The sequence below is a fragment of the Azospirillum sp. B4 genome, assembly GCF_000333275.1.
Classification (GTDB): Bacteria; Pseudomonadota; Alphaproteobacteria; order Azospirillales; family Azospirillaceae; genus Nitrospirillum.
On the sequence record NZ_BACU01000532.1, the window covers coordinates 1 to 21256 of the forward strand.

Here is a 21256-nt window from a genome sequence, read left to right on the forward strand (position 1 = left end):
GGGGCATTTTCGGGAATTTGCGCTTGCTCGACGGCTGTATGGAAAATTTATCCCGCGACCACGCGCATGGCGCATGGATATACCCATACCGGGAAAGGACGCGATAATCCTTCCGTGCGTGAGCCCTGAAGTCAGCGGAGTTTCCCACCGGCTTTACCCGTTTCCCTGCATAAACCATCCGAACATATACCGACATGGCGCAAATTTTACCGGCACATTGGCAGCTTGGCGCGGAACTCCGGAAAGAAAAACCCGTGTCCCTGCCCTAAGGTGATGGTGGAACAGGATCTCGGGGACAGAAACATGGGCACCCTGCCAACCGGCCTTGCCGTTTTCGATGCCGCCGCCGTGCGGGCCAGCCTGACCTATCAGGCCGCCCTTCCCGCCGTGCGCCAGGCCATGGTGGCGCTCAGCACCGACGGGGTGCGCCAGCAGCTGCGCAGTTTCATCAGCCTGGGCGCCGGCCGTACCTTCGCCATCATGCCGGCGGCCTTCGTGGGTGGCGAGCGGCCCGGTTACTTCGGCGCCAAGCTGGTCAGCGTCTACAGCGACGCCCGGGGCCGCAAGGCGCATGAGGGGCTGGTGGTGCTGTTCGACGGCGCCAGCGGCCGCCCCGTCTGCCTGGCGGACGCGGCGGAGGTCACGGCCATCCGGACCGCGGCGGCCAGCGCCGTCGCCACCGACATCCTGGCCCGGCCGGACGCCGACACCCTGGCGCTGGTCGGCATCGGCCGGCAGGCCCTGGCCCATGTCCAGGCCATCCGGACGGTGCGGCGCCTGCGCCATATCCGCGTCTGGGGCCGCGACGGTGCCAAGGCCCGGGCCTTCGCGGCGGAGGTGGAGGCCACGACCGGCATCGACACCCAGGCCTATGACAGCGTGGTGGAGGCGGTGGCCCAGGCCGCCATCGTCTGCACCGTCACCGCCGCCACCGACCCGGTGCTGCGCGGCGCCTGGATCGCCCCGGGCACCCATGTCAACGTCGTCGGATCCAGCGGCCCGGGCCAGGCGGAGGTCGACACCGACCTGGTGGCGGCCAGCCGCTTCATCGTCGACCACCGCGAGCATGTGCTGGTCCATGGCGGGGAGTTCCTGCGCGCCAAGGCCGCCGACGCCATCGGCGACGACCACATCGCGGCGGAGATCGGCGCCGTGCTGGCGGGTGAAGCGCCCGGCCGCCAGACGGCGGAGCAGGTCACCGTCTACAAGTCCCTGGGCCATGCCGTGCAGGATCTGGCCGCCACCGCCTGGCTGTTTGAGCATGCCCGGCCCACGCCCGCCCCGTCCCTGGCCATGGTCGATGGCCATGAGGTGGCGGCGCGCCTGGACTACGACACCTGCATCCCCATCGTGCGCCAGGCCATGGCCGCCCTGTCTAACAGGGAGACGCAGCAGTTGCCCCGGGGCGTGCTGGCCCTGGATGACGGGCACATGTTCGGCGTCATGCCGGGCGCGTTGGCCCCTGGTCCTCATGGGGACGGGCCCTTCGGCGCCAAGCTGGTGGCCGTGTTCCCCGACAATTTCGACAAGGGCCTGCCCTCCCACCAGGGGGTCATCGTGCTGTTCGACCGCGACAGCGGCCGGCCCCTGGGCGTGGTCGACGGCGGGGAGGTCACCGCCATCCGCACGGCGGCGGCCAGCGCCGTCGCCACCGACGCCCTCGCCCGGGAAGACGCCAAGACCATGGCGCTGCTGGGCTACGGTGAGCAGGCGCTGACCCACGCCCGAGCCATCGCCCGGGTGCGGCGCCTCGGCCGCGTCACCGTCTGGGGCCGCCACCCCGGCCGCGCCGCCGCCTTCGCCGCCCGCCTGGGACAGGAACTGGGCCTGCCCGCGCGCGCGGCGGCCAGCGCGCAGGAGGCGGTGGTGGACGCCGACATCGTCTGCACCGTCACCGCCGCGCGGGAGCCCATCCTGCAGGGGGCCTGGGTACCGCCGGGCTGTCACGTCAACGTCGTGGGATCCAGCATCGCCGGCCCGGCGGAGGTGGATCATGACATGGTCATCCGCGCGCGCTTCATCGCCGATTGCCGGGAGCATGTGCTGCGCCAGGGGGCGGAGTTCCTACGGGCCAAGGCGGCCGGGCTGATCGACGAGGCCCATGTGGTGGCGGAGATCGGGGAGGTGCTGGGTGGCAAGGTCGACGGCCGGCAGTCGGCGGAACAGGTGACGCTGTACAAGTCCCTGGGCCACGTGGTGCAGGACCTGGCGGCGGCCTGGCCCCTGCTGCGAAGGGATTGACGGCCATGGCGAACGCGGAACTGGACGCCATCGACATGAAGATCCTGACCCACATGCAGCGCGACGCCTCGCTGACGACGGCGGAACTGGCGGAACGGGTCGGCATCTCCCAATCCCCCTGCTGGCGGCGGGTGCAGCGCCTGCATGACGAGGGCTACATCAAGTCCCAGGTCGTGCTGGTGGACCGGCAGAAGCTGGGCTTCGACATGCACATCTTCGCCCAGGTGAAGATCGCGCGCCTGTCGGAGGAGGAGCGGGAGACCTTCTTCCGCGGCATCCAGAACATCCCGGAGGTGCTGGAGTGCTACACCGTCTTCGGTGAGATGGACGCCCTGCTGAAGATCGTGGCGCCGGATGTGAAGTGGTACCAGGAGTTCATCTTCAACACCCTGATGAAGCTGCCGGGGGTGGAGGACATCCGCTCCATCGTCACCCTGTCCGAGGCCAAGAGCACCACGGCCATCCCCTTGACGCCCCGCAAATTCCAGTAAACGCGGATCGCGCGCATGGCACTATCGACGCCACGCCAAAGTGGGTAGATTTATGCCAAGCAGGGGCGAAAGACCCCATGGGCGATGCGGGAACGGACAGGGGAACACATAGGATATGCCGGCTGCCGAACTAGACGCCATAGACATGAAAATCCTGACGCTGATGCAGAGGGATGCATCGCTGACAACGGCAGAACTGGCTGAAAAGGTTGGGATATCCCAATCCCCCTGCTGGCGCCGCATCCAGCGCCTGCATGATGACGGCTACATAAAGGGCCAGGTCGTCATCGTCGACCGGGAGAAGCTGGGCTTCCACATGCAGATCTTCGCCCAGGTGAAGATGGCCCGACTGTCGGACGAGGAACGTCAGACCTTCTTCCGGGGGGTGGAGAACATTCCGGAGATCCTTGAATGCTATACCGTATTCGGGGAGATGGACATCCTGCTGAAGGTCGTCGCGCCGGATGTGAAATGGTATCAGGAATTCATTTTCAGTAGCCTGATGAAGCTGCCGGGTGTGCAGGACATCCGGTCCATCGTGACCTTGTCGGAGGCCAAGCACACCACGGCCGTGCCGCTGAAGCCCCGCACCTTCCAGTGAATAAAATAACCCCTCAGGGTCGAGGGGCCATGAACCGGGCAAGATCGGCGCTGAGGCGCACCCGCGCCTCGGCATCGCGGTACATCATATGGCCGCCGCCGTAGCAGTTGACCGACAGCCGGGCGGACAGGCCGGGCTGCAGCCTGGTCTTCAGGATCTCATTGGCCGCGCAGCTGTTCAGGCTGTCGTACAGGCCGGCGGCGGCGAAGACGCGCAGGTTCTTGTCCATCTCCATCGCCCGCCGGATCCACGGTTCGGAACCGGGCGGGCCCTCGCCCGCCCGCGCGGCGGCGATGGCGGCGGCGAAGGCCGCGGGCGAGGTGTCACCGGAATTGTAGTCCCACTGCTCCCCCACCGCCTTGGCCGTGGGATCGGTGTCCTTCTCCAGGCCCAGATAGGGCAGGTCGGTGCGAAAGCCCAGGGTTTCGCGCAGGTAGCGCACCATGACGGGGCCGCCGGGCTCCGCCCCCTCACCCTGCCCCGTCGGCGTGCTGATGCGCATGTCGAAGGTGTCCAGCCGGCGGCCAGGCAGCAGATTGTTCAGGAACTGGCGGGAGGAGACGGTCAGCGTCGTCCTATCCACCAAGCCGGCGTCCACACCCATGTGGCGGGCGACGTCCTGGGCCAGGGCCGCCTTCTGCTGGGCGTTGAGGTCACCGAGGTGCGCCAGCGCCGGGGCGTAGGTCTGCTCCGCCCAGGTGCCCGTGGCGTCCGCCGTCGCCTGCGGAGTGCCCGCCGCCAGGCTGGCCGGCAGACGGCCGTGGATCTGGGCGGCGGCGGCGCGGCCGGGCAGCTTCAGCGCCGTGGTCAGTTCCTTGGGCAGCACCGGCCCCACCGGGATGCCGCCGGAGATGAGGACCACGCCCGCCACCGGCTGGCCCCGCTTCTCCAGCGCCTCCGCCACGCCGGCGGCGCGCCAGACGCCATAGCTTTCGCCGATGAGGTAGAGGGGCGTGCCGGCCGCGGCATGGCGCTTGGTCCAGGCCTGGACGAAGTCGGTGACGGAGGCCAGATCGCCCAACGTGCTGTAGAAACGCTGGCCATCCTCCGCCGTGGCCGGGCGGCTGAAGCCCGTGCCGACGGGATCGACGAACACCAGGTCGCTGCCCCCCAGCAGGGTCTCCGCATTGTCGACCAGGGCGCCGCCTTCCAGACGCTTGGGCCCGAAGGCCTCGAAATGCAGCAGGGTGGAGTTGGCGCCGGGTCCCCCATTCCACAGGAAGGTCACCGGCCGCTTGGCCTGCCCCGGCACGCGATAGGCGACATAGAAGACGTGGCCGCGCACCACGCCCTGCGCGTCCGTCAAGTCCAGGGTCGCGGCCTCGGCGGTGTAGCGCAGGACTTTGCCCGCGACCACGATCCGCTGGTTGACGCCCTGGCTGGCGGCAGGGGCCTTGTCCTGGCCGGCACACGCGGCCGCCAGAGCCAGGGCCAGCGCGCTGATGCCGTACCGAAATCCTGCCCGCATGTCCCCCGCCCCCTGTCTTATTCCGTCAGCGCCCCTGCCCCGCCCGCCACGCCCTGAGGCCGGCATGCAGCCGGGCCAGCCCCCGGTCCAGCGTGTCGGCATCGCCCGCGTAGCCCACGCGGACATGGCCAGCCAAACCGAAATACTCACCCGGCGCCACCAGCAGATCCGCCTGGTCCCACAGATAGCGCGTCAGGGCCATGGTGTCGGCCACCCCGACGATGCGGGGAAAGTAAAGGCAACCGGCGGCCGGCACCGCGCCCTCGATCAGGCCCTCCGCCTGCAGGGCGGCGGCGTGGCGCCGCAGCACCGGCGTGGTCGCGGTCATGACCGCCTGCCAGTGCCGGTCAAAGGTATCGGCGCTTTCCATCACGTGGGCCGCCACGGCGTGGGCCAGCTTGGACACCCCCACGTCACCCTCCGGCTGGCCGGCGCGGATGCGGGTCAGCACCTCAGGTGCAGCAACCATCCAGCCACACTTCAGCGCGAACAGCCCGAACACCTTGGTCAGGCTGGCCAGGCTGATGATGTTGGGGGCCAGCCTGGCCGCCAGCCCGGCGGAGGGCCGGCGGGCGAAGTCGCCATAGACCTCGTCCACCACCACCAGGGCGCCCACCGTACCGGCCGCCCTGGCCACGGCCTTTAGGGTGGCGTGGTCCAGGAAGACGCCGGTGGGATTGTGCGGATTGGTCAGAATGACCAGGCGGGTGTCCGGCATCAGCGCGGCCGCCAGTTGGGCGGGGTCGATGCCGAAATCGGGTGCCGGCCGGTCCAGCCCTTCCACCGCCGCGCCGGCCTCCTCCGCCAGGTTGGACAGCAGCGTGAACCCCGGGTTCTCCACCAGCACCCGTTCCCCCGGCTTCACCAGGGCGCGCAGGATCAACTGCAGGGCGCCGGTGACACCGGTGGTGGTCTGCAGGCGCTCCGGCGTCTCGCCATAGCGGGCGCACAGCGCGTCGACCAGGAAGCGGTTGCCGTTGGCGAACACGCTGACGTAGCGGTCGCTGAGCTGGGGCGCGCCAGCGTCATCCGTGGTCACCAGCGACGTGGCCACCAGGCGGGCCAGCAGGTCGGACGGCTCGCTGATGGTGCTGTCGTACAGCGCGATGGCATTGGGCCGGCCGGCCACCGCGCGCAGGGAGCCCCGTACCCAGTCTGAATACTGCGCCGCCGCGAAAAAATCGCCGCCAGGGGCGGCAGGACCAGTGTTGGCGGGGGATGCGGTACCGACGGATTTATCGGCAGATTTCAAGGCGTACTTCCTATCCGGGCGAGGAACCCGGGCCCGGTCGGGGCCCCAGCGATCCTGCGATGCCTAATTCTAGTCAGCGTGGCGGGTGCTTTTTTGCGAATGCCCAGGGCCGGTGCGGGGCCGGCGGTTAGTTTATGCGGCGGTCCGCGGCGGCCACGCATAAGCTAATCGTCCCCTTGCCGGCTCACTTGCAACTGGCGGGGGCGGTGGGCCGGCGCACCCACTGATAGGCCTCCACTGTCTCGCCCCTCGGCAGGTAGGTGACGGGGAAGATCTGGCCGTCGCGGCGGATCTGCAGGGTCAGCGTCGCCTGCTGGTCGGCCTGGATGCCGTCCTGCGGCACGGGCTTCACGATCTCATCGCCATCGCGCAAGCCCGCCTTCTCCGCCGCCGATCCGGGGATCAGGCCATGGATGACGCGCTTGGGCTCGATCAGCACTTCGGGATCGAAGCCCAACTGATACCGGCGCAAGGGTGCCGTGGTGCGGGTGAAGCAGGGACCGAAGGTGTCGTCGTCCGGCAGCACCAGGGCGCCGTTCAACATGGCCTCCAACTCCGCCTTGCCCCGCTCCCCCAACTCCTTGCTGACGACGGCCACCCAGGCGTCATGGTCCATGGGCTGGCCGTGGCGCCGCCGCGCCAGCATGGCCAGCACCAGGTCGTCCAGCGAGCGCCTGCCGTGGCTGGCCTTGCGCACCTCCCCGTCCACCAGCGCGAAGTACAGGGCGCCGCGATCATAGGGCAGCACCCGCACCCGCGTGTCGGCCCAGAAACGCTCCGGGATTACGCTGTTGGGCGTGGTGTTCAGGATATTGGTGTAGTAGCGGGCGGCCGTGGTGTTGAGGTCCTTCAGGAACTCATCGCCCGTGACCATGCCGGCGCGCAGCGGCAGGCGGTTCTGGTAGTAGACCGCCAGCCCTTCCCCGAACCAGGAGGAAGCCAGGCCCTGCGGCGCGTCCAGCGAGCCGATGAAGGTGTGCACCATCTCATGCGCCAGGGTGAACTTGAACTGCTTCACGTCGGTCTTCTGATCGAAGGTACCGATGAAGGAGCCGTTGAGTTCCACCCCGCCGCCAGCGTTCACCAGGTTGGGACGCAGGAACACGCCGTAGGGCGGCGTGCCCACCGCTTTGAAATAGCCCAGGTAATGGTGGTACAGCGCCTCGGTCCACTGCATCAGGGCGCGGCCATCGAAGGGCGGGTCCCCCTGCCAAACGGAAAAAAATCCTTGCTTGGGCGGCACGTCGGGATAGCGGTGGACGGTACCGCCCATGACGTAGGTGGCGCCCAATTCCTCCGGCTTCAGCGCGGTGGCGGAGGTGACGTCGCCCGTGCCGAAGCTGGACACGCCGGCCGCCCCGGGACCGGAAGCCGACAGATCCCAGCGGATGGCCATGCCGTAGGCCGTCTCCGTGTCCGGCAGGATCAGGAAGGTGTCGGTGGCGCCGGAGAAGCCGCCACCGTCAGTGCGCAGCTCCAGGGGCGGGGCGGCGCCGCGCGGATTGGCCAGGGTGGTGATGGGCGCGCGGTAGCGCACGGTCAGCATGCCCCGCACGGAACGCGCCGCCGTCCAGTGGCGATAGGCCCGGGTGGGCCTGTCGGCATCATCCTTGGCTGCCAGCTCGACCGGCCCGCCAGCATCGGCGGCCGCCAGGTTGGACAGCGTCTCGGCCACGCTCTTGACGTTGTTGGTCACCAGCGGCAGGCGCAGCAGGGGGGCCCCGGCGGCGGCCGCGACAGCGGGGATTTCCACCGTGACGTCGACGAAGGGCACGGTGCCGGCGCCGTCGGCCGGGGCCGGCTTCAGCGTCACGGTCAGGTGCGGTTCCGGCGCCGCCAGGGCCACCGGTGCCACGGACAGCGCCAACAGCGCCGCCAGACCGCCAATTTTGAGATGCCGCATCGCCCGTGCCCCTGTTGTTCTTTCAGTACTGACGTGGGAAGGGCCGGCCCGGCACTACCGGACCGGCCCTTTAAGCGCTGACCTCAGCTTGGACCTTAGAAGTCCTTGCTGATCGTGACACCGAAGGTCCGCGGCTGGATGATGGCCGCGGAATAGGTGCCCGTGCGGGTGATGGTATCCAACGGGCTACCTGAGACGAAGGCGATCTCGTTACCCAGGTTCTTGCCGTAGACCGACAGGTTCCAGTCGTCATGGGTGACACCGGCGCGCACGTCCACCGTCGCATAGGACGGCATGAAGAAACGCTGGCCGGTGGACTTGGTGGGGAACACGCCGTAGCGGTTGCCCATATAGGACACGGTGCCGCCGACGAAGCCGGTGAAGCCGTCCATGATGCGGAACTTCTGGTCGGCCGACAGGCTGCCGCTGAACTTGGCGGAGTACGGCAGACGCTGGCCCTTCAGTCCATAGAGGCCGGAGGTCTTGATGTCCTCGGTCAGGGTGGCGTCGGTGTAGCCCAGGTTGGCCACCACGCTCAGGCCTTCCGACGGCGTCAGGGTCAGGCTCAGTTCCGCACCCCGCGACCGGGCGGTGCCGCCGTTCTGGATGTAGGAGAAGCCGGAGGGCGAGGCCGCCTGCAGCTGGATGTCGTCCCATTCGATATCGAACAGGGCGGCGTCCACCGTCAGCAGGCGATCGATGATGACACCCTTGAAACCCACCTCATAGTTGGTGGTGGTATCGGAATTGTAGGAGGCGGGCTCACCCGGCGCGTCATTGGGGCCGCCGGGGCGGTAGCCGGTGGACACGCGGCCATAGACCATCATGTCCTTGGTGATGTGATACTGCGGCCCGAGCGAATAGGTGAAGACGCTGGTGTTGGAATGCAGGTCGCTGTAGGTCGTGTCGCCCTGCAGCACGCCCCCGACCTCGCTGGCGTTCTCCTGGAACTGGCGGCTGTACCGGCCACCGAAGGTGAAGTCCAGCTTGTCGTCAAAGTGGTAGGTGGCGGAGCCGAAGCCGGCGTATTCCCGGTAATGCGCCGGACCGAACACGGTGTAGAGATCGGGGAAGCCGACGTTCTTGCCGGTGGATTTGTCGGCGACGTAGACGGTCTGGCGGTTCAAATTATCTTCGTTGGTGGCGAAGCCGCCGACCATCCAGTCGATCATGCCGCCCGGCTGGGATTCCAGGCGGAGTTCCTGACTGAGCTTGTTCGTCTGGTAATAGTTGTAGATGCCGGTGCCCAGCGCCGGCAGCGCCGACGATGGGAAGAAGTAGCCCAGATAGCGGCCGAAGGTGCCGGTGGTATCCTGCGGGCCGTTGAACACCGTGTGGCTGTAGGAGGTGACGGCCACCAGGTTGGCGAACCCAAGGTCAGCCTTCAGGTTGCCGTTGTAGATGCCCATGTCCAGGTAACCGGTGTTCAGGCCGGAAATGGGCGCCTGGGTATAGTCGCCGGAGATGGGGACGCGGTTCACAGTCACATATTCGTTGGCGTTACCGCCGGCCGTCATGTGCTGGTAGGTGGCGGAGGCCTGGTAGCTGACGCTGGGGGTGATCTGCCACAGCAGGGTGGCGCGGCCGCCTTCCGTGCGGTTGACGTTGGTTTCCGTCTGACCGCTGTTGACGTTGGTCATGTAGCCCGGGTCCATGCGGGCGAAGGCGCTGACCCGCAGGCCCAGCTTGTCCTCGACGATGGGCACGTTGACGTAGGCCCGGCCGCCGCCGCCCTCGCCGCCATGGGCGACGGTGGAGCCGCTGATGGCCACCTGGCCGAAGGTCTCCGTCAGGCTGGGGGCCGCCGTCACATAGCGGATCAGGCCGCCCATGGAGCTGGCGCCGTACAGGCTGCCCTGGGGCCCGCGCAGAACTTCGATCTGCTGCAGGCTGGATGGGTCGATTTCCGGCACGACCGCGTCACCCAGACCGGAACTGGTGGCCGAGCCGATGGGAACGTCATCGATGGTCAGGCCCACGGTGGGGTTGTTGCCAGCGCCGGTGGTGATGCCGCGGATGGCGATGGTGGTGCGGCCGTTGCCGCTGGACGTGACGTTCAGGCCCGGCACCTGGGCGTAGAAGTCGCGCAGCTGCGTGCTGTTGGTCTGCAGCAGGGACTGGGTGTTGACCACGGCGACGGAGGCCGGCACGTCCATCAGACGCTCGGACTTCTTCTGCGCCGTGACGACGATTTCCTGCAGGTCGTCCAGGCTGTCATCGGTGGCGGCACCCTCGGCCAGGCCAGGCATGGCCCAGAAGGAAAACGTGCCAAGAATAGTCGTGGCGAGCAGCGCCCGGATACCACTCATACCCTTCATATTACTACCCCCTGTTCTTATAAGCGCCCACCGCCACCACCAACACTTGCGGGGTTTTGTTATCCGGTGAGGCAAAAAAGATAATTTATGATACCGGCGGTGGCGGGGTTTTCTTTCCCAATTGGGGGGTCGCCGGCCGGCCGGGGAGAAAATTTTATCCCCCGAGGGTGCGGTGCGGAAATTTTCTGCCGGACGCCCCTGATCGGCGGCATCAAACGGATGGCTCAGAGGGGGATGGGTGAAACTGTACACCGGCTTAAGGGCTGAAGCCGGCATTCCAATGCGAGCCGTGGACCGGATCCCGGATAGATTATCTCTAAAACGCGAATACCAAGGTGAGGTCTGGAAGGGCTGGCAGGGGGTGGCAGCCCCTGCCGAGGCGCCCCGGCGCCACCATCCTCCAGGCATGGTATTCCGTCAGCACGGACGGGTGCGCATAAGCTATGCTGGCTTCACGGGGATCCGCCGTTTCCAAATGACGGCTCAGGCCCGCGGCTTGGCCATCATCACGGTATGGATGGCCAGGGTGGCGCCCACCGCCAGGGCACCGGCCGTCAGGGCGCTGATCCACAACAGCAGGCCGATGGCCATCCCGTCGCACGCCAGGGCCGGCGCCAGGGCGGCGAGGCCGCAGGCGATGGCCCCGGCCCGCAGGCACCGCACCTGCCGTCGGCTGGCGGGACGGCGGGGGTCCACCAGGTCACGCCAGTGGCGGTCCAGGCCCAGGGCGGCCAGGGCCATGCCGGCGTAGGCCAGGGCGAAGACCGCGATCAGGAAGGGCGCCTCAGGCATTGTTGGCCCCTTTCAGCAATTGCCCGCCGGTCACCGGCGCCGCCTGCCGACGCCGGGCGGCCCCCAGGCGGCGGGCAGCCGCGACGGCCAGCAGCACGGTGACGGCCAAGCCCGCGTCCACCCCCAGCACGGCGTGCCGGTCCAGGGCCCAAGCCCGCCACGGGGTGTCACCGGTGGTCACCCAGTTGGCCACCACGCACAAGGCGGCCAGGCCGGCGATGGCCCAGGCGTGCCCCGCCCAGGGCGGCTGTGGATGGCGGCGCAGGTGCACGGCGGCGTGGACGGCGGTGCCGACCCATACCAGGAAGAACACCCCCACCTCTTCCCCCATGCGGCCGGCCAGGGTGGCGGGGATCAGGCGGTTGGCCGCCATCATGGCCAAGGTGGCGATGACCAGGCCGGTGGTGGTGGCGCAGGTGGTGGCCGCCACCACCCGCCAGCCGGCCAGCCCTTGGCCATGCCGCGCCCGCCGCTTCTCCAGCCAGTAGAGAAGGCCGGTGGCGATCAGCACAGCCCCCGCCAGCCCTTGCAGGAAATACAGCCAGCGCAGGGTCCAATGGTCGAAGTGCACCACATGCAGGCCGGCCATGAAGCGCTGGGCCGCCACCACCGGTCCCGGCGCGCCCCGCAGCAGCAGGGCGCCGGTGACGCCGTCGAAGACGATGGGCTGGTTATGCAAGGTCACGCGATCGTCATTGAAACGGGTGACACGGACATAGGCGGCGGCGTCGCCGGGATGGACCACCGTGACCTGGGCCACGCGCGCCTCTTTGCCGCCCCCCTCCTGCCACATCGCCTTGGCCCGGACCACCAAGGGATCCAGGGGCAGCAGCGGTGCCGCCACACCGGCGGCCGGACGGTCATAGGCGGCGACAGCCTCATTATAAAAGCGGGTGAGGTTGCCGTCGTACAGGACGCTGACGCCCGACGGCAGGACGATGGGCAGCACGATGACCACGCCGGTGAAGGTGATCATCAGGTGGAACGGCAGGGCCAACACCCCCAGCAGGTTGTGAAGGTCCAGCAAGGCCCGCTGCGGCCGCGCCCGGGGGCGGAAGGTGAAAAAGTCGGCGAAGAGGCGGGCGTGGACGACGACACCGGAAACCAGGCCGGCCAGCATGGCCACCGCGGCCAGCGCCACGATCCAATAGCCCACGAAGCCCGGCCGCAGCAGCAGGCAGTAGTGCAGTGGATAGAAGAAGCCGGAAGCGCCCAGGGTCTGCGGCGGCGGCAGGCGCCGCCCATCGGCCGTGACGAGCGCCTGTTCCATCCCCTGGGTGGTGCGGACGCGCAGCCAGGCGACCGGCACCCGCTCCTCCGGCATCTCCACCATCCAGCCCTGCGCCCTCCCGCCCTGCGCCAGGGCCGGCGCCTGCAATTGCTCCAGCAGCGGGCGCATCGTCGCGTCCAGGGAGATGGGCGCCGTTGGCGCCGGCAGGCGGGTGGCGGGCATCATCCAGCGGTCGATCTCTGGCGCGAACACCGAAAGCGAGCCCATGAAGAAGATCAGGACCAGCAGGCCGCCCAGGGTGACGCCCATCCAGGTGTGCGGCCACAGCAGCAGGGCGCGCAGGCCCCCCTTACCCTTTTCCTGTTTACTCATGGCGCCATTCCCCGGGCCAGCAGGGTCATGGCGACACCGCCCACGGCCAGCACGGCCCAGGTCCGTCCCAGCCGCCGCGTGGCCAGCGCCCACAGCGCGACGGCCGGCACCGCCAGCAGGGCCAGCAGGCCGAACAGGGTCGTGGCCTCCGCCGGCGCCATGCCCAGGCGGGCGCCCGCCACGGCGCCGAGCGCGCTGAAGCCCCAGGCCAGGGCGTAGGTGCCGGCGATGGCCGCCAGCACCCGCGCCACGGTATGGAGATTACCGGCAGTCACAGCTTGGCCTGCAGGGTCACCATCACCGACCGGGGTTCGCCATAGATGTTGCCGGACTGTGGCGTGCCGATGCGCTGGTAATAGGTGCGGTCGAACAGGTTCTTAAGGTTGGCGGCCACGCTGACCTTCTCCGTGACGTCGAAGCCGACGCGGGCGTCGAACACGGCGTAGCCGCCCTGGGTCAGCACGGCATTGCCCAGGGTGGGGAAGGTGTTGGACATGGCCGACTGCACCGTGGCGCCACCGCCGATGGTCCAGCGCTTGTCCAGGCTTTCCGGCAGACGGTAGTTGGTCCACAGCTTGAACGAATGCTTGGGCGCGATGGCGCTGAAGGCGCTGCTATCGGCCTCGCTGTCGTCCAGGTTCTCCGCGAAGGTGTAGGCATAGCCGGCGGTGACGGTCCATCCGGGCAGCACCTCGCCCGTGAGGTCCAGTTCCAAGCCCTGGCTCTGCGCCTTGCCCTGGGCCAGGTAGATGGACTGGTTGGGATAGCGCGTGTCGGCCTGGGCGCGGTTCTCCTCATCGACATGGAACAGGGCCAGGCTGCTGTGCAGGCGGCCGTCCAGCAAGTCCACCTTGGTGCCGACCTCATACTGCATGCCCTGAAGCGGCTTCAGCACCTTGCCGCTGGCGTCGGTATAGTCTTGGGGCTGAAACACCTGCGTCACGCTGGTGTAGAGCGCCACCGCCGGCGTCACTTCATAGACCAGGCCGGCGTTGGGCGTTACCTTGCCATTGATGGACGACGTGCTGCGCGCCGTGTTGGCCGGAATGGCGGTGTCGACCGCCGTGTCCCACCAGGTGGCGCGTACCCCGGCGATCAGGCGCAGCGGGTCCAGCAGACGCAGCCGCACCGCGCCATAGGTGCTGTAGGTCTGGGTCAGGGTGGTGTTGTCCCGCTGCCAGGCGGCCCACACCGGCTCCGCCGCCGTCGCCACGGCGGAGTTGACGTTGACGGTGGCAGACCAGATGTTGCCGTTGGTGTCATAGCCGTTGGCTGAGCGGGCACGGAATTCCGTACGCTCGTAGCTGGCGCCAATCACCGCTTCATGCACCTGGCCGAACAGGGTGAAGGGGCCGGAGGCGGAAATGTCGGTGCCGGCCTGCGACTGGTCGTAGCGTACCTTCTGCGCATACAGGGTGGTGGTGTTCTGGCCGGCGTATACTGGCGCGTAGGCATAGGCCATGACCCGGTCCATCACGTTGTCCAGGTACTGCGTGCCCAGGTTGACGTGCCAGCCGTTACCGAAGCGATGCTCCACATTGGCGAAGGCGCCGGTGGTGGTGAACTCATCGTCGTTCCACTTCTCCCCCAGGGAGGTGGAGCGCGGCACGTTCAGCAGGCTCAGCACGTACTTGCCACCGGCCACATTGATCCCGCCGGGCAGTTCCAGCCGCCCTTGTAGTCATTCTCCTGCCGGTAGACGCCCACGGTGGCGGTGGTGTCGGGTGTCAGGTCGGCGCCCACGGTGCCGTAGCCCAGCAGGCGCTTCTGGTGCGTCCAGTCCTGGAAGGTGTCCCGTTCCTGGAATGTGCCGACCAGGCGACCGCGGACCGTGCCGCTGTCATTCAGGGGACCGGTGAAATCCCCTTCCAGGCGATAATTGTCCCACGACCCGACGGTCAGGTTGGCATAGCCCGCCGTGGTGCTGAGCGGCGCCTTGCGCACCAGGTTGATGGCGCCGCCCGGGCCACCGAAGCCGGACAGCAGGCCGGCGGGGCCCTTCAGCACCTCCACCTTGTCGAAGACCACCAGGTCGGGCGGCGCGAAGATTCGGTCGTCCATGGTGGTCGGGATGCCGTCGAACTGCAGGTTGGTGATCTCGAACCCGCGGGAATAGAAATTCACGCGGTTGCCGTCGATGGGCTCCACGATCACACCCGGCGTCTGGCGCAACGCGTCGTCCAGGGTGATCAGCTTCTGCTCCTGCAACTGCTCCACCCCCAGCACGGACAGCGACTGCGGCAGTTCATGCGGCGTCATGGGCAGCTTGGCGGTGACGGTCCGGTCCTTCTCCCGGTCCGCATAGACGTCCACGGTGGCGACGGGGTCCCCGGTTCCCTCGGAGGCACCTTCGGCCATCGTCGCATCCGCCGACGCGGCGTCGGCAGGCTCAGCCGCCCGCGCCGCCATGCCCGGCGCCAACCCTGCCAGCGCCACCGTTCCCAAGAAGTAGGCGCCCCACCAGCGCGCCGGCTTCACAATCCTCTTCACCTGATGACTCCCCCATTTCACGACCGCCGCCGGTCCCGACCGGCCTTGACTTCACCCACCGACACCAAATGCGATTACGTCTTAGTCGCAAATTTAAAGTAAGCGTCAGGATGGCGTCGGCGGTCAGGCATCGGTGAAATTGGTTGATTAGTCAATAAGAATCATTCGCATCTTGTCCGTACATAGTCGGCGGTCCCCTTCCGCCCTTCCGCCCTTCCGCCCTTCCGCCCTTCCGCCCCTTAGGCTGGCGCGCCGGTCCCCCGCGGTCTTCAAAAACGAACGCCCGCAGGCGGCAGACCTGCGGGCGTTCACTGGCTTCCTGGAATGGAGACGGTCAGGAAGCCGGCTTGACGAAGGCGCGGATGTCGGCGCCGAACTTCCTGGCGGCGCTCTCCACCGTATAGGCCATGTGCCCGCCTTCATAGAAGGTCAGGTGCACGCGGCCCTGGGGCCAGCCGCCCTGGCGGGCCAGCAGCTCCGCCGCGCCCACCGTGGTCTGCGTGTCGTAATAGCCGTTACCGATCAGCAGCTGGAACTTCGGATTGGCCTTCATAGCCTTCAGCAGCCGGTCGCCGTAGGCCCAGTTGGCGAAGGGCGAGGCGAAGCTCCAGCCCCAATCGTCCAGCCCGCCGACCTCCGCCATCTCCACATAGGGGTCCGTCCGGTCGACCTTCAGGTCGTTGTGGATGTAGTCGTTGAACAGGCGGGAGAACGGCGCCATCACTGAGGCGCCGAAGGGGTCGGGGGCTATGCCCTTGTCGGTGATGGGGGCGGTGTAGCGCGCGTCGGCCCGGCCCAGCAGCAGGCCCTGGTCCTTCAGCAGCTCACCCCGATACGTCTCTTTGCTGATGCGCAGGGCATGCTCGCGGTAATAGGCGGCGGGGATGCCGGTCAGTTCCTGCAGCCGCTGGGCCACGCGGTCGCGGTCGGCCGTGGGCAGATCGCTGCCCTGATACAATGCCGGCATGTAGTCGCTCTGGGCATAGCGCCGCGCCTCATCCACGAAGGCCTCCAGCGACAGGCCGTGGCGGTCCACCTTCTGGTGGTACCAGGCGATGGCCGCCAGGGTGGGCAGCGACACCACGTAGCTCATGATGTTCTGCGGCCGCTGGGCGTATTCGATGATGTTGACCGCCTGCCCCATCAGAACCACGCCATCCAACAGGATGGGCTTCGGCAGTTCGGCCAGCTGGCCCGCCACCTCGACCGCGCGCATGGTGCCGTAGCTCTCCCCCAGCAGATAGACGGGGGAGCCCAGGCGGTTGTGCTGCGTCAGCCAGGCCTGGATGAAGGCCGTGACCTGCTGCCCGTCCGCCTTCACCGAGTAATAGCTCTTGGGATCCACGCCCGGCGCCACATGGCTGAAGCCGGTGGAGGCCGGGTCGATGAACACCAGGTCGGTGGCGTCCAGGGGCGAATAAGGGTTGTCCACCAGGGTGAAGGTGCTGGGATCGGCCTTCAGGTCGTCCGGCACGGCCACGCGCTTCGGCCCCATGACGCCCAGGTGCAGCCACAAGGAGGCGGTGATGGGCCCGCCGTTGAAGACGAACAACACCGGACGCTTGGCCGGCTCCTTCATGCCGTCGGCGATATAGGCGAAGCTGACGAGGTGGGCGCCCGGCTGGCCCGCCGCGTCCAGCACGTCGGTGCCTTCCACTGTCGCGGTATAGCCCAGCTTGCGGCCGTTCAGCGTGGTGGTGTGATGGGTTGCCACCGGCGCCTCGGCCGCCGCCGCATTGGTGAAGGCCGGCATCGCCGTGACTAGCATCAGCGCGGCGGCCAAGCCGCCCAATCGGCGGCGGTCTCGTTTCCCAGTCATCCTCGTTCCCCTTCAGGCACCCTGTTCTCAGGGGAAATATACCGGCCGCCCGTGGAATGTTTTTGCGTTGTCCCGCCGACAGGGGCACCAGCGGCAATTTTTATGCGGTTGAAGCCGCTTCAGCGATCGGCCTTGGCGACACCGGCGCGCCGGGCGGTGTAGTCCTGCATGGCCTGCTGGAATTCGGGCGTTTTCCGCAGGACCGACAGGCTGCGGGCCTTCTTCTTCTGCTTCAGCAGGAAGGTCTCCTCCGTCAGGCTGCCACGCGTCCCGCAGAACTTCTGGCAGCTGCCGTTGGGGTCGCTGAACCCCACCTCGCCCCCGGTAAGCGAAACGGTCAGCAGGCACTGGTCGTGCCGGTCGGGGTCCTGGAAGACGAAGCCGCCAATCTTCTTGTATTCCGCGACACCGGCGATGCCGCAGGTCTGCCCGTCGTAGAAGAACAGCTGCATGCGCACATAAGCGGCGGCATCGCCGACGCCAACGATCTCGAACACGTTCTCCGCCTCATGGCCGGGGCCGTCGGCGGTGCGGACGCGGTGCTTGTATAGCCCGGCCAGGCGGGCCAGCAGGGCCTTGGCGTCCGCCTTGTTGCCGTCCGGGACGTAGGCGGTGGCGCGCTTGGCCGATTCCGCCTGAACCGCCTTGACCTTCATCCGGTATTCCTGGTCCAGGCAGGCGCGGGCATCCAGCGTGGAATCGCAGCGCCGGAACACGTCGGCATCCAGGGTCCAGGCCCGCCCCAACCGGACATAGGGTACGTCCTGCACGCCCTCGATCAGTTGGCGCAGGCCGGAATCGGTGCACAAGGCCTGCAGGGAGGCGGAGGCGGGCGCCCGGCAGTCCGCCGCCGTCAGGCCGGGCGGTGGGGATGGCTCCGCCGCCAGCGCGGCACCCGCGCCCAACAAAGCCGCCAGAAAGGTGATGACCGCCCACTTGCCCATGACGCCCCCGACGCCTCATGCTTGCCCGGATGAACTGTGCCCAAGGGCAACGGTGGGCGCAAGGGATCGCCTGGCGCCCACCGTTTCATCGTCACAGCCGGCGCACCAGGACGTGGCGCTTGCGCCCCGCAGACAGGCGCAGGGGTGCAGTCCCCACCGTCAAGCGGGCGTCCAGGTCGCTGACCGCTTCCCCCTCCACCCGCACGCCGCCGCCAGCGATCAGGCGCCGCGCCTCCCCCTTCGAGGTCGCCAGCCCGCCGCGCACCAGCAGGTCGACGATGACGGCCCCGTCCCGCCCCTCATCCTCCGTCAGCGTCACCTCGGGCAAGCCCTGGGCCGCCGCGCCGGCGAAGGCCTGGCGGGCGGTGGCGTTGGCCGCCTGGGCGGCATCGGCCCCGTGAGCCAGGGTGGTGGCGGCATCGGCCAGCACCTCCTTCGCCTGGTTGATGCCGGTGCCGGCCAGGCCCTCCAGCGCCGCGATGCGCTCCAGCGGCAGATCGGTGAACAGGCGCAGGAAGCGGCCGACGTCCGCGTCCTCGGTATTGCGCCAGAACTGCCAGTAGTCGTAGGGCGACAACCGGTCGGCGTTCAGCCAGACCGCACCGCCGGCCGTCTTGCCCATCTTGGCGCCCGACGCCGTGGTCAGCAGCGGCGTGGTCAGGCCGAACACCTCCCGCCCCTCCAGCCGGCGCACCAGGTCGATGCCGTTGACGATGTTGCCCCACTGGTCCGACCCACCCATCTGCGCCAGGCAGCCGGCGCGCCGGTGCAGTTCCAGGAAGTCGTAGGCCTGGAGGATCATGTAGTTGAATTCCAGGAAGCTCATGGGGTCCTGCCGCTCCAGCCGCGCCTTCACGCTGTCGAAGGACAGCATGCGGTTGACGGAGAAATGGCGGCCGACGTCTCGCAGCAGGTCGATATAGCCCAGGCGGTCCAGCCAGTCGGCGTTGTCCACCATGACGGCGTCGATGGGGCCGGTGCCGAAGGTCAGGAAGCGTTCGAACACCCGGCGGATGCCCTGGATGTTGGCGGCGATCTGATCGTCGCTCAACAGCGGGCGTTCCGTGGCGCGGAAGCTGGGGTCGCCCACCCGGGTGGTGCCGCCCCCCATCAGCACGATGGGCTTGTGCCCCAAGCGTTGCAGGCGGCGCAGCGTCATGATGGGCAGCAGGTGGCCGACATGCAGGCTATCCGCCGTGGCGTCGAAACCGATGTAGACCGGCACCACGCCGGCGGCGAAGGCAGCGTCCAGCCCCTCCGGATTGGTGCACTGGTGCAGGTAGCCGCGCGCCTCTAGCGTTCGCAAGGCGGAGGAGCGGAAGTCGTGGCGGGGAGGATTAAGCGTGTCCATTCAGCGGTTCCCTGGGGTGGTGGACCGCCACCAGGGAGGGAGACCGCTTTTCAAAACGACTGCCGCCTTGGCGGCGGCATCGTTTCAACATGATCGAACAACGCCGCCCCTATGAGGAGGGCGCGTAATACGTGCAGCAGAGGGGCAGCGTCGTGACCATGGGGTCATCCTTGTCCACCCTCGCCGCCTTGTCAACCGGATGGCCCGTCCCGCTAGGCGAGGCAAGATAGGAACCGCTTGGCATACTCCGCGATTTCGGTGGCACGGTCTCCCCTTGAATTGACAATCGCCCGCGCCTCGCGGCGCCCCTCATCGGTCCTGAGATCGAACCCCGACAGCCGGTTCCCTGGCCGGAACAAACCATCGCGCATGCCGATAACAGCGATCTTCGCCGACGTCGCCGGTTCCATCACCAAATCGGGGTTGTCGACGAAGTCGTCGCCGACGCCCAGCGCCCGGCCGACCTTGCTGTAGTTCCCGGCAAAAGTGAGTTGGATATAACCGCGGCCATAGTAGCGCTGCCCGTTCGGCGCCTTGTCCCAGTACCGGTTCGTGATCTGCCCATTTTCAAAGGCGCGATCGAGCCGGCGTGCCACCTCATCATCATTCGCGCCGAAGGCTTCGCGTACCGGCTCCATCCGGCCACCGGTCTCGTGCCAGCAGGTGCCCAGGATGTAGGCGATCTGGCTTTTATCGGTGACATCGGCCTCCGCAGCCGCGGCCCGCAACGCGCTGACGCCTTCCCGCATCCCGTCGGTGATGGTGGCACCCGGAAATGCGCGCGTGAACTCCGCTTCAAAGTCGGCGACGGACGTCTCGGCTGCTGGGGCCTCCGTGGCCGGCACCGGGATGCCCGGGAGCAGCCGCCACGTTTCGTCGGCAGAATCCGGATCATAATTCCCCGGCTTCAGCAGATCCCAAGCTGGCACCGCATAGGCCAACTTCTTATCTTCACTGTTCGCGATGAACATGCCGACCAGCAGGCCACCGTCCGCCCGGGTCGCGATCGCGCTGCCACTATCACCCCGGCCCGCCGGCTCGCCGGCGTACTGCATTTCGATGAGCGATGCGTGAACGATGCGGTTGCAACCCGCTACCAGGTAATCCAATGAATTACCTGGCTCATCACGCAGGACATGCTTGAAGTCGACCGGGATCGCGCCACTTGTCGATAAAATGAAAAGCCTGGTCGCGACGATGTCGTGTTCCTCGCGGCAATGATCATCGAAGACGGCATGGCCAAGCGCCTCGCGGCATCCCGCCGGATCCATGATCCGCCCCAGTTGCACGTCACAACTGACGAGGCCGTCGCCAAGGCGCCCAAAGAAGAGCCCATCGGCCTCGGCGATCGGCTCATCCCGGCCGGGCAGGGAAATGACGCTTGAAGCTGCCGTTTCCTCGTACCAGGTGGGATGGCCGAAGACGTGTCGGCAACTGACAAGATATGGGACCCCCGGCTCAAGCTCGCGCTCGATGGCGCAGGCGAGCGACCCGTGAAGCACCTCGCCCCCATCTGCGGGCCGCACATCGATGCTGGCGTGGAGCGAGACCCGGCGACGCTTTGGAGCTTCATCGATATCGGTCGGGACGGCGCATAGCCGACGAACGCCGTCCAGCTCGGCATAAGCCAGAAGGTGCCGGGGCAGAGGGCGCTGGGGCTCCAGTTCCTCCAGGGAACGCTTTTTCCGAAGGACGAAGACAACGCAAGGTTCGTCCGTTACCACCCGCTGGCCGTGATGTTGCCTCGTCCGGAATCCCGCTGCCACCGCCTTCACGTCCTTGTAGGCACGGCGCAACTCGGCGCCTCGTGTCACCACGATCTCCGCTGTGAGGCGGCGCTGCAGTGTCAGGGGCAACGCGGCGAAGGCCTGTTCCGCGGCGGGGGCAGGATGCTCTTCGGGTGCCTCAATCTTCCGCAACCGTGCGGGCTGCTTGTCCGGCTTTGGCCGCTTCTCCGGTTCCCTGGGCTGGCGCACCATGGTC

The 21256-nt window shown here is 67.6% G+C and carries 16 protein-coding genes; 3 read left to right on the plus strand and 13 right to left on the minus strand.

From position 1 onward, the window contains the following. The first annotated feature begins 303 nt into the window (after window positions 1–303). From I55_RS37850 to I55_RS23845, 3 genes are all read left to right on the plus strand, one after another. The gene (locus I55_RS37850; protein ID WP_199902699.1) at window positions 304–2241 is read left to right on the plus strand and encodes an ornithine cyclodeaminase family protein; all 1938 of its coding nucleotides are present in this window, start codon (window positions 304–306) and stop codon (window positions 2239–2241) included. Between the two features lie 5 nt (window positions 2242–2246). Then, window positions 2247–2732, plus strand: a complete 486-nt coding sequence (locus I55_RS23840) for an Lrp/AsnC family transcriptional regulator (RefSeq protein ID WP_044563130.1) — start codon at window positions 2247–2249, stop codon at window positions 2730–2732. Between the two features lie 115 nt (window positions 2733–2847). Then, entirely contained in the window at window positions 2848–3333 is a 486-nt protein-coding gene (locus tag I55_RS23845; protein WP_044563131.1) for an Lrp/AsnC family transcriptional regulator, read from the plus strand. 13 nt (window positions 3334–3346) lie between these two features. On the opposite strand, the gene I55_RS23850 is transcribed toward I55_RS23845, so the two are convergent. From I55_RS23850 to I55_RS33440, 13 genes are all read right to left on the minus strand, one after another. Next, window positions 3347–4801 carry a hypothetical protein gene (locus tag I55_RS23850; RefSeq protein WP_044563132.1) on the minus strand — a complete coding sequence of 485 codons (1455 nt, stop codon included), beginning with the start codon at window positions 4799–4801 and terminating at the stop codon, window positions 3347–3349. A 25-nt stretch (window positions 4802–4826) separates the two neighbouring features. Continuing rightward, the gene (locus I55_RS23855; RefSeq protein WP_083901380.1) at window positions 4827–6053 is read right to left on the minus strand and encodes a pyridoxal phosphate-dependent aminotransferase; all 1227 of its coding nucleotides are present in this window, start codon (window positions 6051–6053) and stop codon (window positions 4827–4829) included. A gap of 184 nt (window positions 6054–6237) precedes the next feature. After that, complete coding sequence (locus I55_RS23860; protein WP_044563134.1) at window positions 6238–7956, minus strand: hypothetical protein; 1719 nt, start codon at window positions 7954–7956, stop codon at window positions 6238–6240. Window positions 7957–8051: 95 nt separating this feature from the next. Then, a complete protein-coding gene (locus I55_RS23865; RefSeq protein WP_044563135.1) occupies window positions 8052–10265 on the minus strand; it encodes a TonB-dependent receptor in 2214 nt (737 codons plus the stop codon). Between the two features lie 492 nt (window positions 10266–10757). Continuing rightward, the gene (locus tag I55_RS23870) at window positions 10758–11066 is read right to left on the minus strand and encodes a DUF3325 domain-containing protein (protein ID WP_044563136.1); all 309 of its coding nucleotides are present in this window, start codon (window positions 11064–11066) and stop codon (window positions 10758–10760) included. Beyond that, window positions 11059–12669 (minus strand): PepSY domain-containing protein, encoded by a 1611-nt coding sequence (locus tag I55_RS23875; RefSeq protein ID WP_044563137.1) that lies wholly within the window; start codon window positions 12667–12669, stop codon window positions 11059–11061. The genes I55_RS23870 and I55_RS23875 overlap by 8 nt, the downstream gene beginning before the upstream one ends. Then, complete coding sequence (locus I55_RS23880; protein WP_044563138.1) at window positions 12666–12944, minus strand: hypothetical protein; 279 nt, start codon at window positions 12942–12944, stop codon at window positions 12666–12668. The genes I55_RS23875 and I55_RS23880 overlap by 4 nt, the downstream gene beginning before the upstream one ends. After that, window positions 12941–14314 (minus strand): TonB-dependent siderophore receptor, encoded by a 1374-nt coding sequence (locus I55_RS23885; protein ID WP_049974439.1) that lies wholly within the window; start codon window positions 14312–14314, stop codon window positions 12941–12943. Before I55_RS23885 ends, I55_RS23880 begins: the two co-directional genes overlap by 4 nt. Next, window positions 14290–15159: a TonB-dependent siderophore receptor gene (locus I55_RS33435; protein ID WP_148293932.1), complete on the minus strand. Its 870-nt coding sequence runs from the start codon at window positions 15157–15159 to the stop codon at window positions 14290–14292. Before I55_RS33435 ends, I55_RS23885 begins: the two co-directional genes overlap by 25 nt. A gap of 334 nt (window positions 15160–15493) precedes the next feature. Continuing rightward, window positions 15494–16978 (minus strand): S10 family peptidase, encoded by a 1485-nt coding sequence (locus I55_RS23890; RefSeq protein WP_252181291.1) that lies wholly within the window; start codon window positions 16976–16978, stop codon window positions 15494–15496. A gap of 119 nt (window positions 16979–17097) precedes the next feature. Further along, window positions 17098–17922: a hypothetical protein gene (locus I55_RS23895; protein WP_044563140.1), complete on the minus strand. Its 825-nt coding sequence runs from the start codon at window positions 17920–17922 to the stop codon at window positions 17098–17100. A 91-nt stretch (window positions 17923–18013) separates the two neighbouring features. Beyond that, window positions 18014–19273, minus strand: a complete 1260-nt coding sequence (gene tyrS, locus I55_RS23900) for a tyrosine--tRNA ligase (RefSeq protein WP_044563141.1) — start codon at window positions 19271–19273, stop codon at window positions 18014–18016. Between the two features lie 212 nt (window positions 19274–19485). Beyond that, entirely contained in the window at window positions 19486–21252 is a 1767-nt protein-coding gene (locus I55_RS33440) for a glycoside hydrolase family 19 protein (protein ID WP_049974441.1), read from the minus strand. Window positions 21253–21256 lie beyond the last annotated feature (4 nt).

What these genes read in the sequence shown, in the direction of transcription:
- I55_RS23860 (WP_044563134.1), bottom strand. Translation starts at nt 7,956, where the DNA reads ATGCGGCATCTCAAAATTGGCGGTCTGGCGGCGCTGTTGGCGCTGTCC.
- I55_RS23870 (WP_044563136.1), bottom strand. Translation starts at nt 11,066, where the DNA reads ATGCCTGAGGCGCCCTTCCTGATCGCGGTCTTCGCCCTGGCCTACGCC.
- I55_RS33440 (WP_049974441.1), bottom strand. Translation starts at nt 21,252, where the DNA reads ATGGTGCGCCAGCCCAGGGAACCGGAGAAGCGGCCAAAGCCGGACAAG.
- I55_RS23890 (WP_252181291.1), bottom strand. Translation starts at nt 16,978, where the DNA reads ATGACTGGGAAACGAGACCGCCGCCGATTGGGCGGCTTGGCCGCCGCG.
- I55_RS23840 (WP_044563130.1), top strand. Translation starts at nt 2,247, where the DNA reads ATGGCGAACGCGGAACTGGACGCCATCGACATGAAGATCCTGACCCAC.
- I55_RS23865 (WP_044563135.1), bottom strand. Translation starts at nt 10,265, where the DNA reads ATGAGTGGTATCCGGGCGCTGCTCGCCACGACTATTCTTGGCACGTTT.
- I55_RS23850 (WP_044563132.1), bottom strand. Translation starts at nt 4,801, where the DNA reads ATGCGGGCAGGATTTCGGTACGGCATCAGCGCGCTGGCCCTGGCTCTG.
- I55_RS23895 (WP_044563140.1), bottom strand. Translation starts at nt 17,922, where the DNA reads ATGGGCAAGTGGGCGGTCATCACCTTTCTGGCGGCTTTGTTGGGCGCG.
- tyrS (WP_044563141.1), bottom strand. Translation starts at nt 19,273, where the DNA reads ATGGACACGCTTAATCCTCCCCGCCACGACTTCCGCTCCTCCGCCTTG.
- I55_RS23845 (WP_044563131.1), top strand. Translation starts at nt 2,848, where the DNA reads ATGCCGGCTGCCGAACTAGACGCCATAGACATGAAAATCCTGACGCTG.
- I55_RS37850 (WP_199902699.1), top strand. Translation starts at nt 304, where the DNA reads ATGGGCACCCTGCCAACCGGCCTTGCCGTTTTCGATGCCGCCGCCGTG.
- I55_RS23875 (WP_044563137.1), bottom strand. Translation starts at nt 12,669, where the DNA reads ATGAGTAAACAGGAAAAGGGTAAGGGGGGCCTGCGCGCCCTGCTGCTG.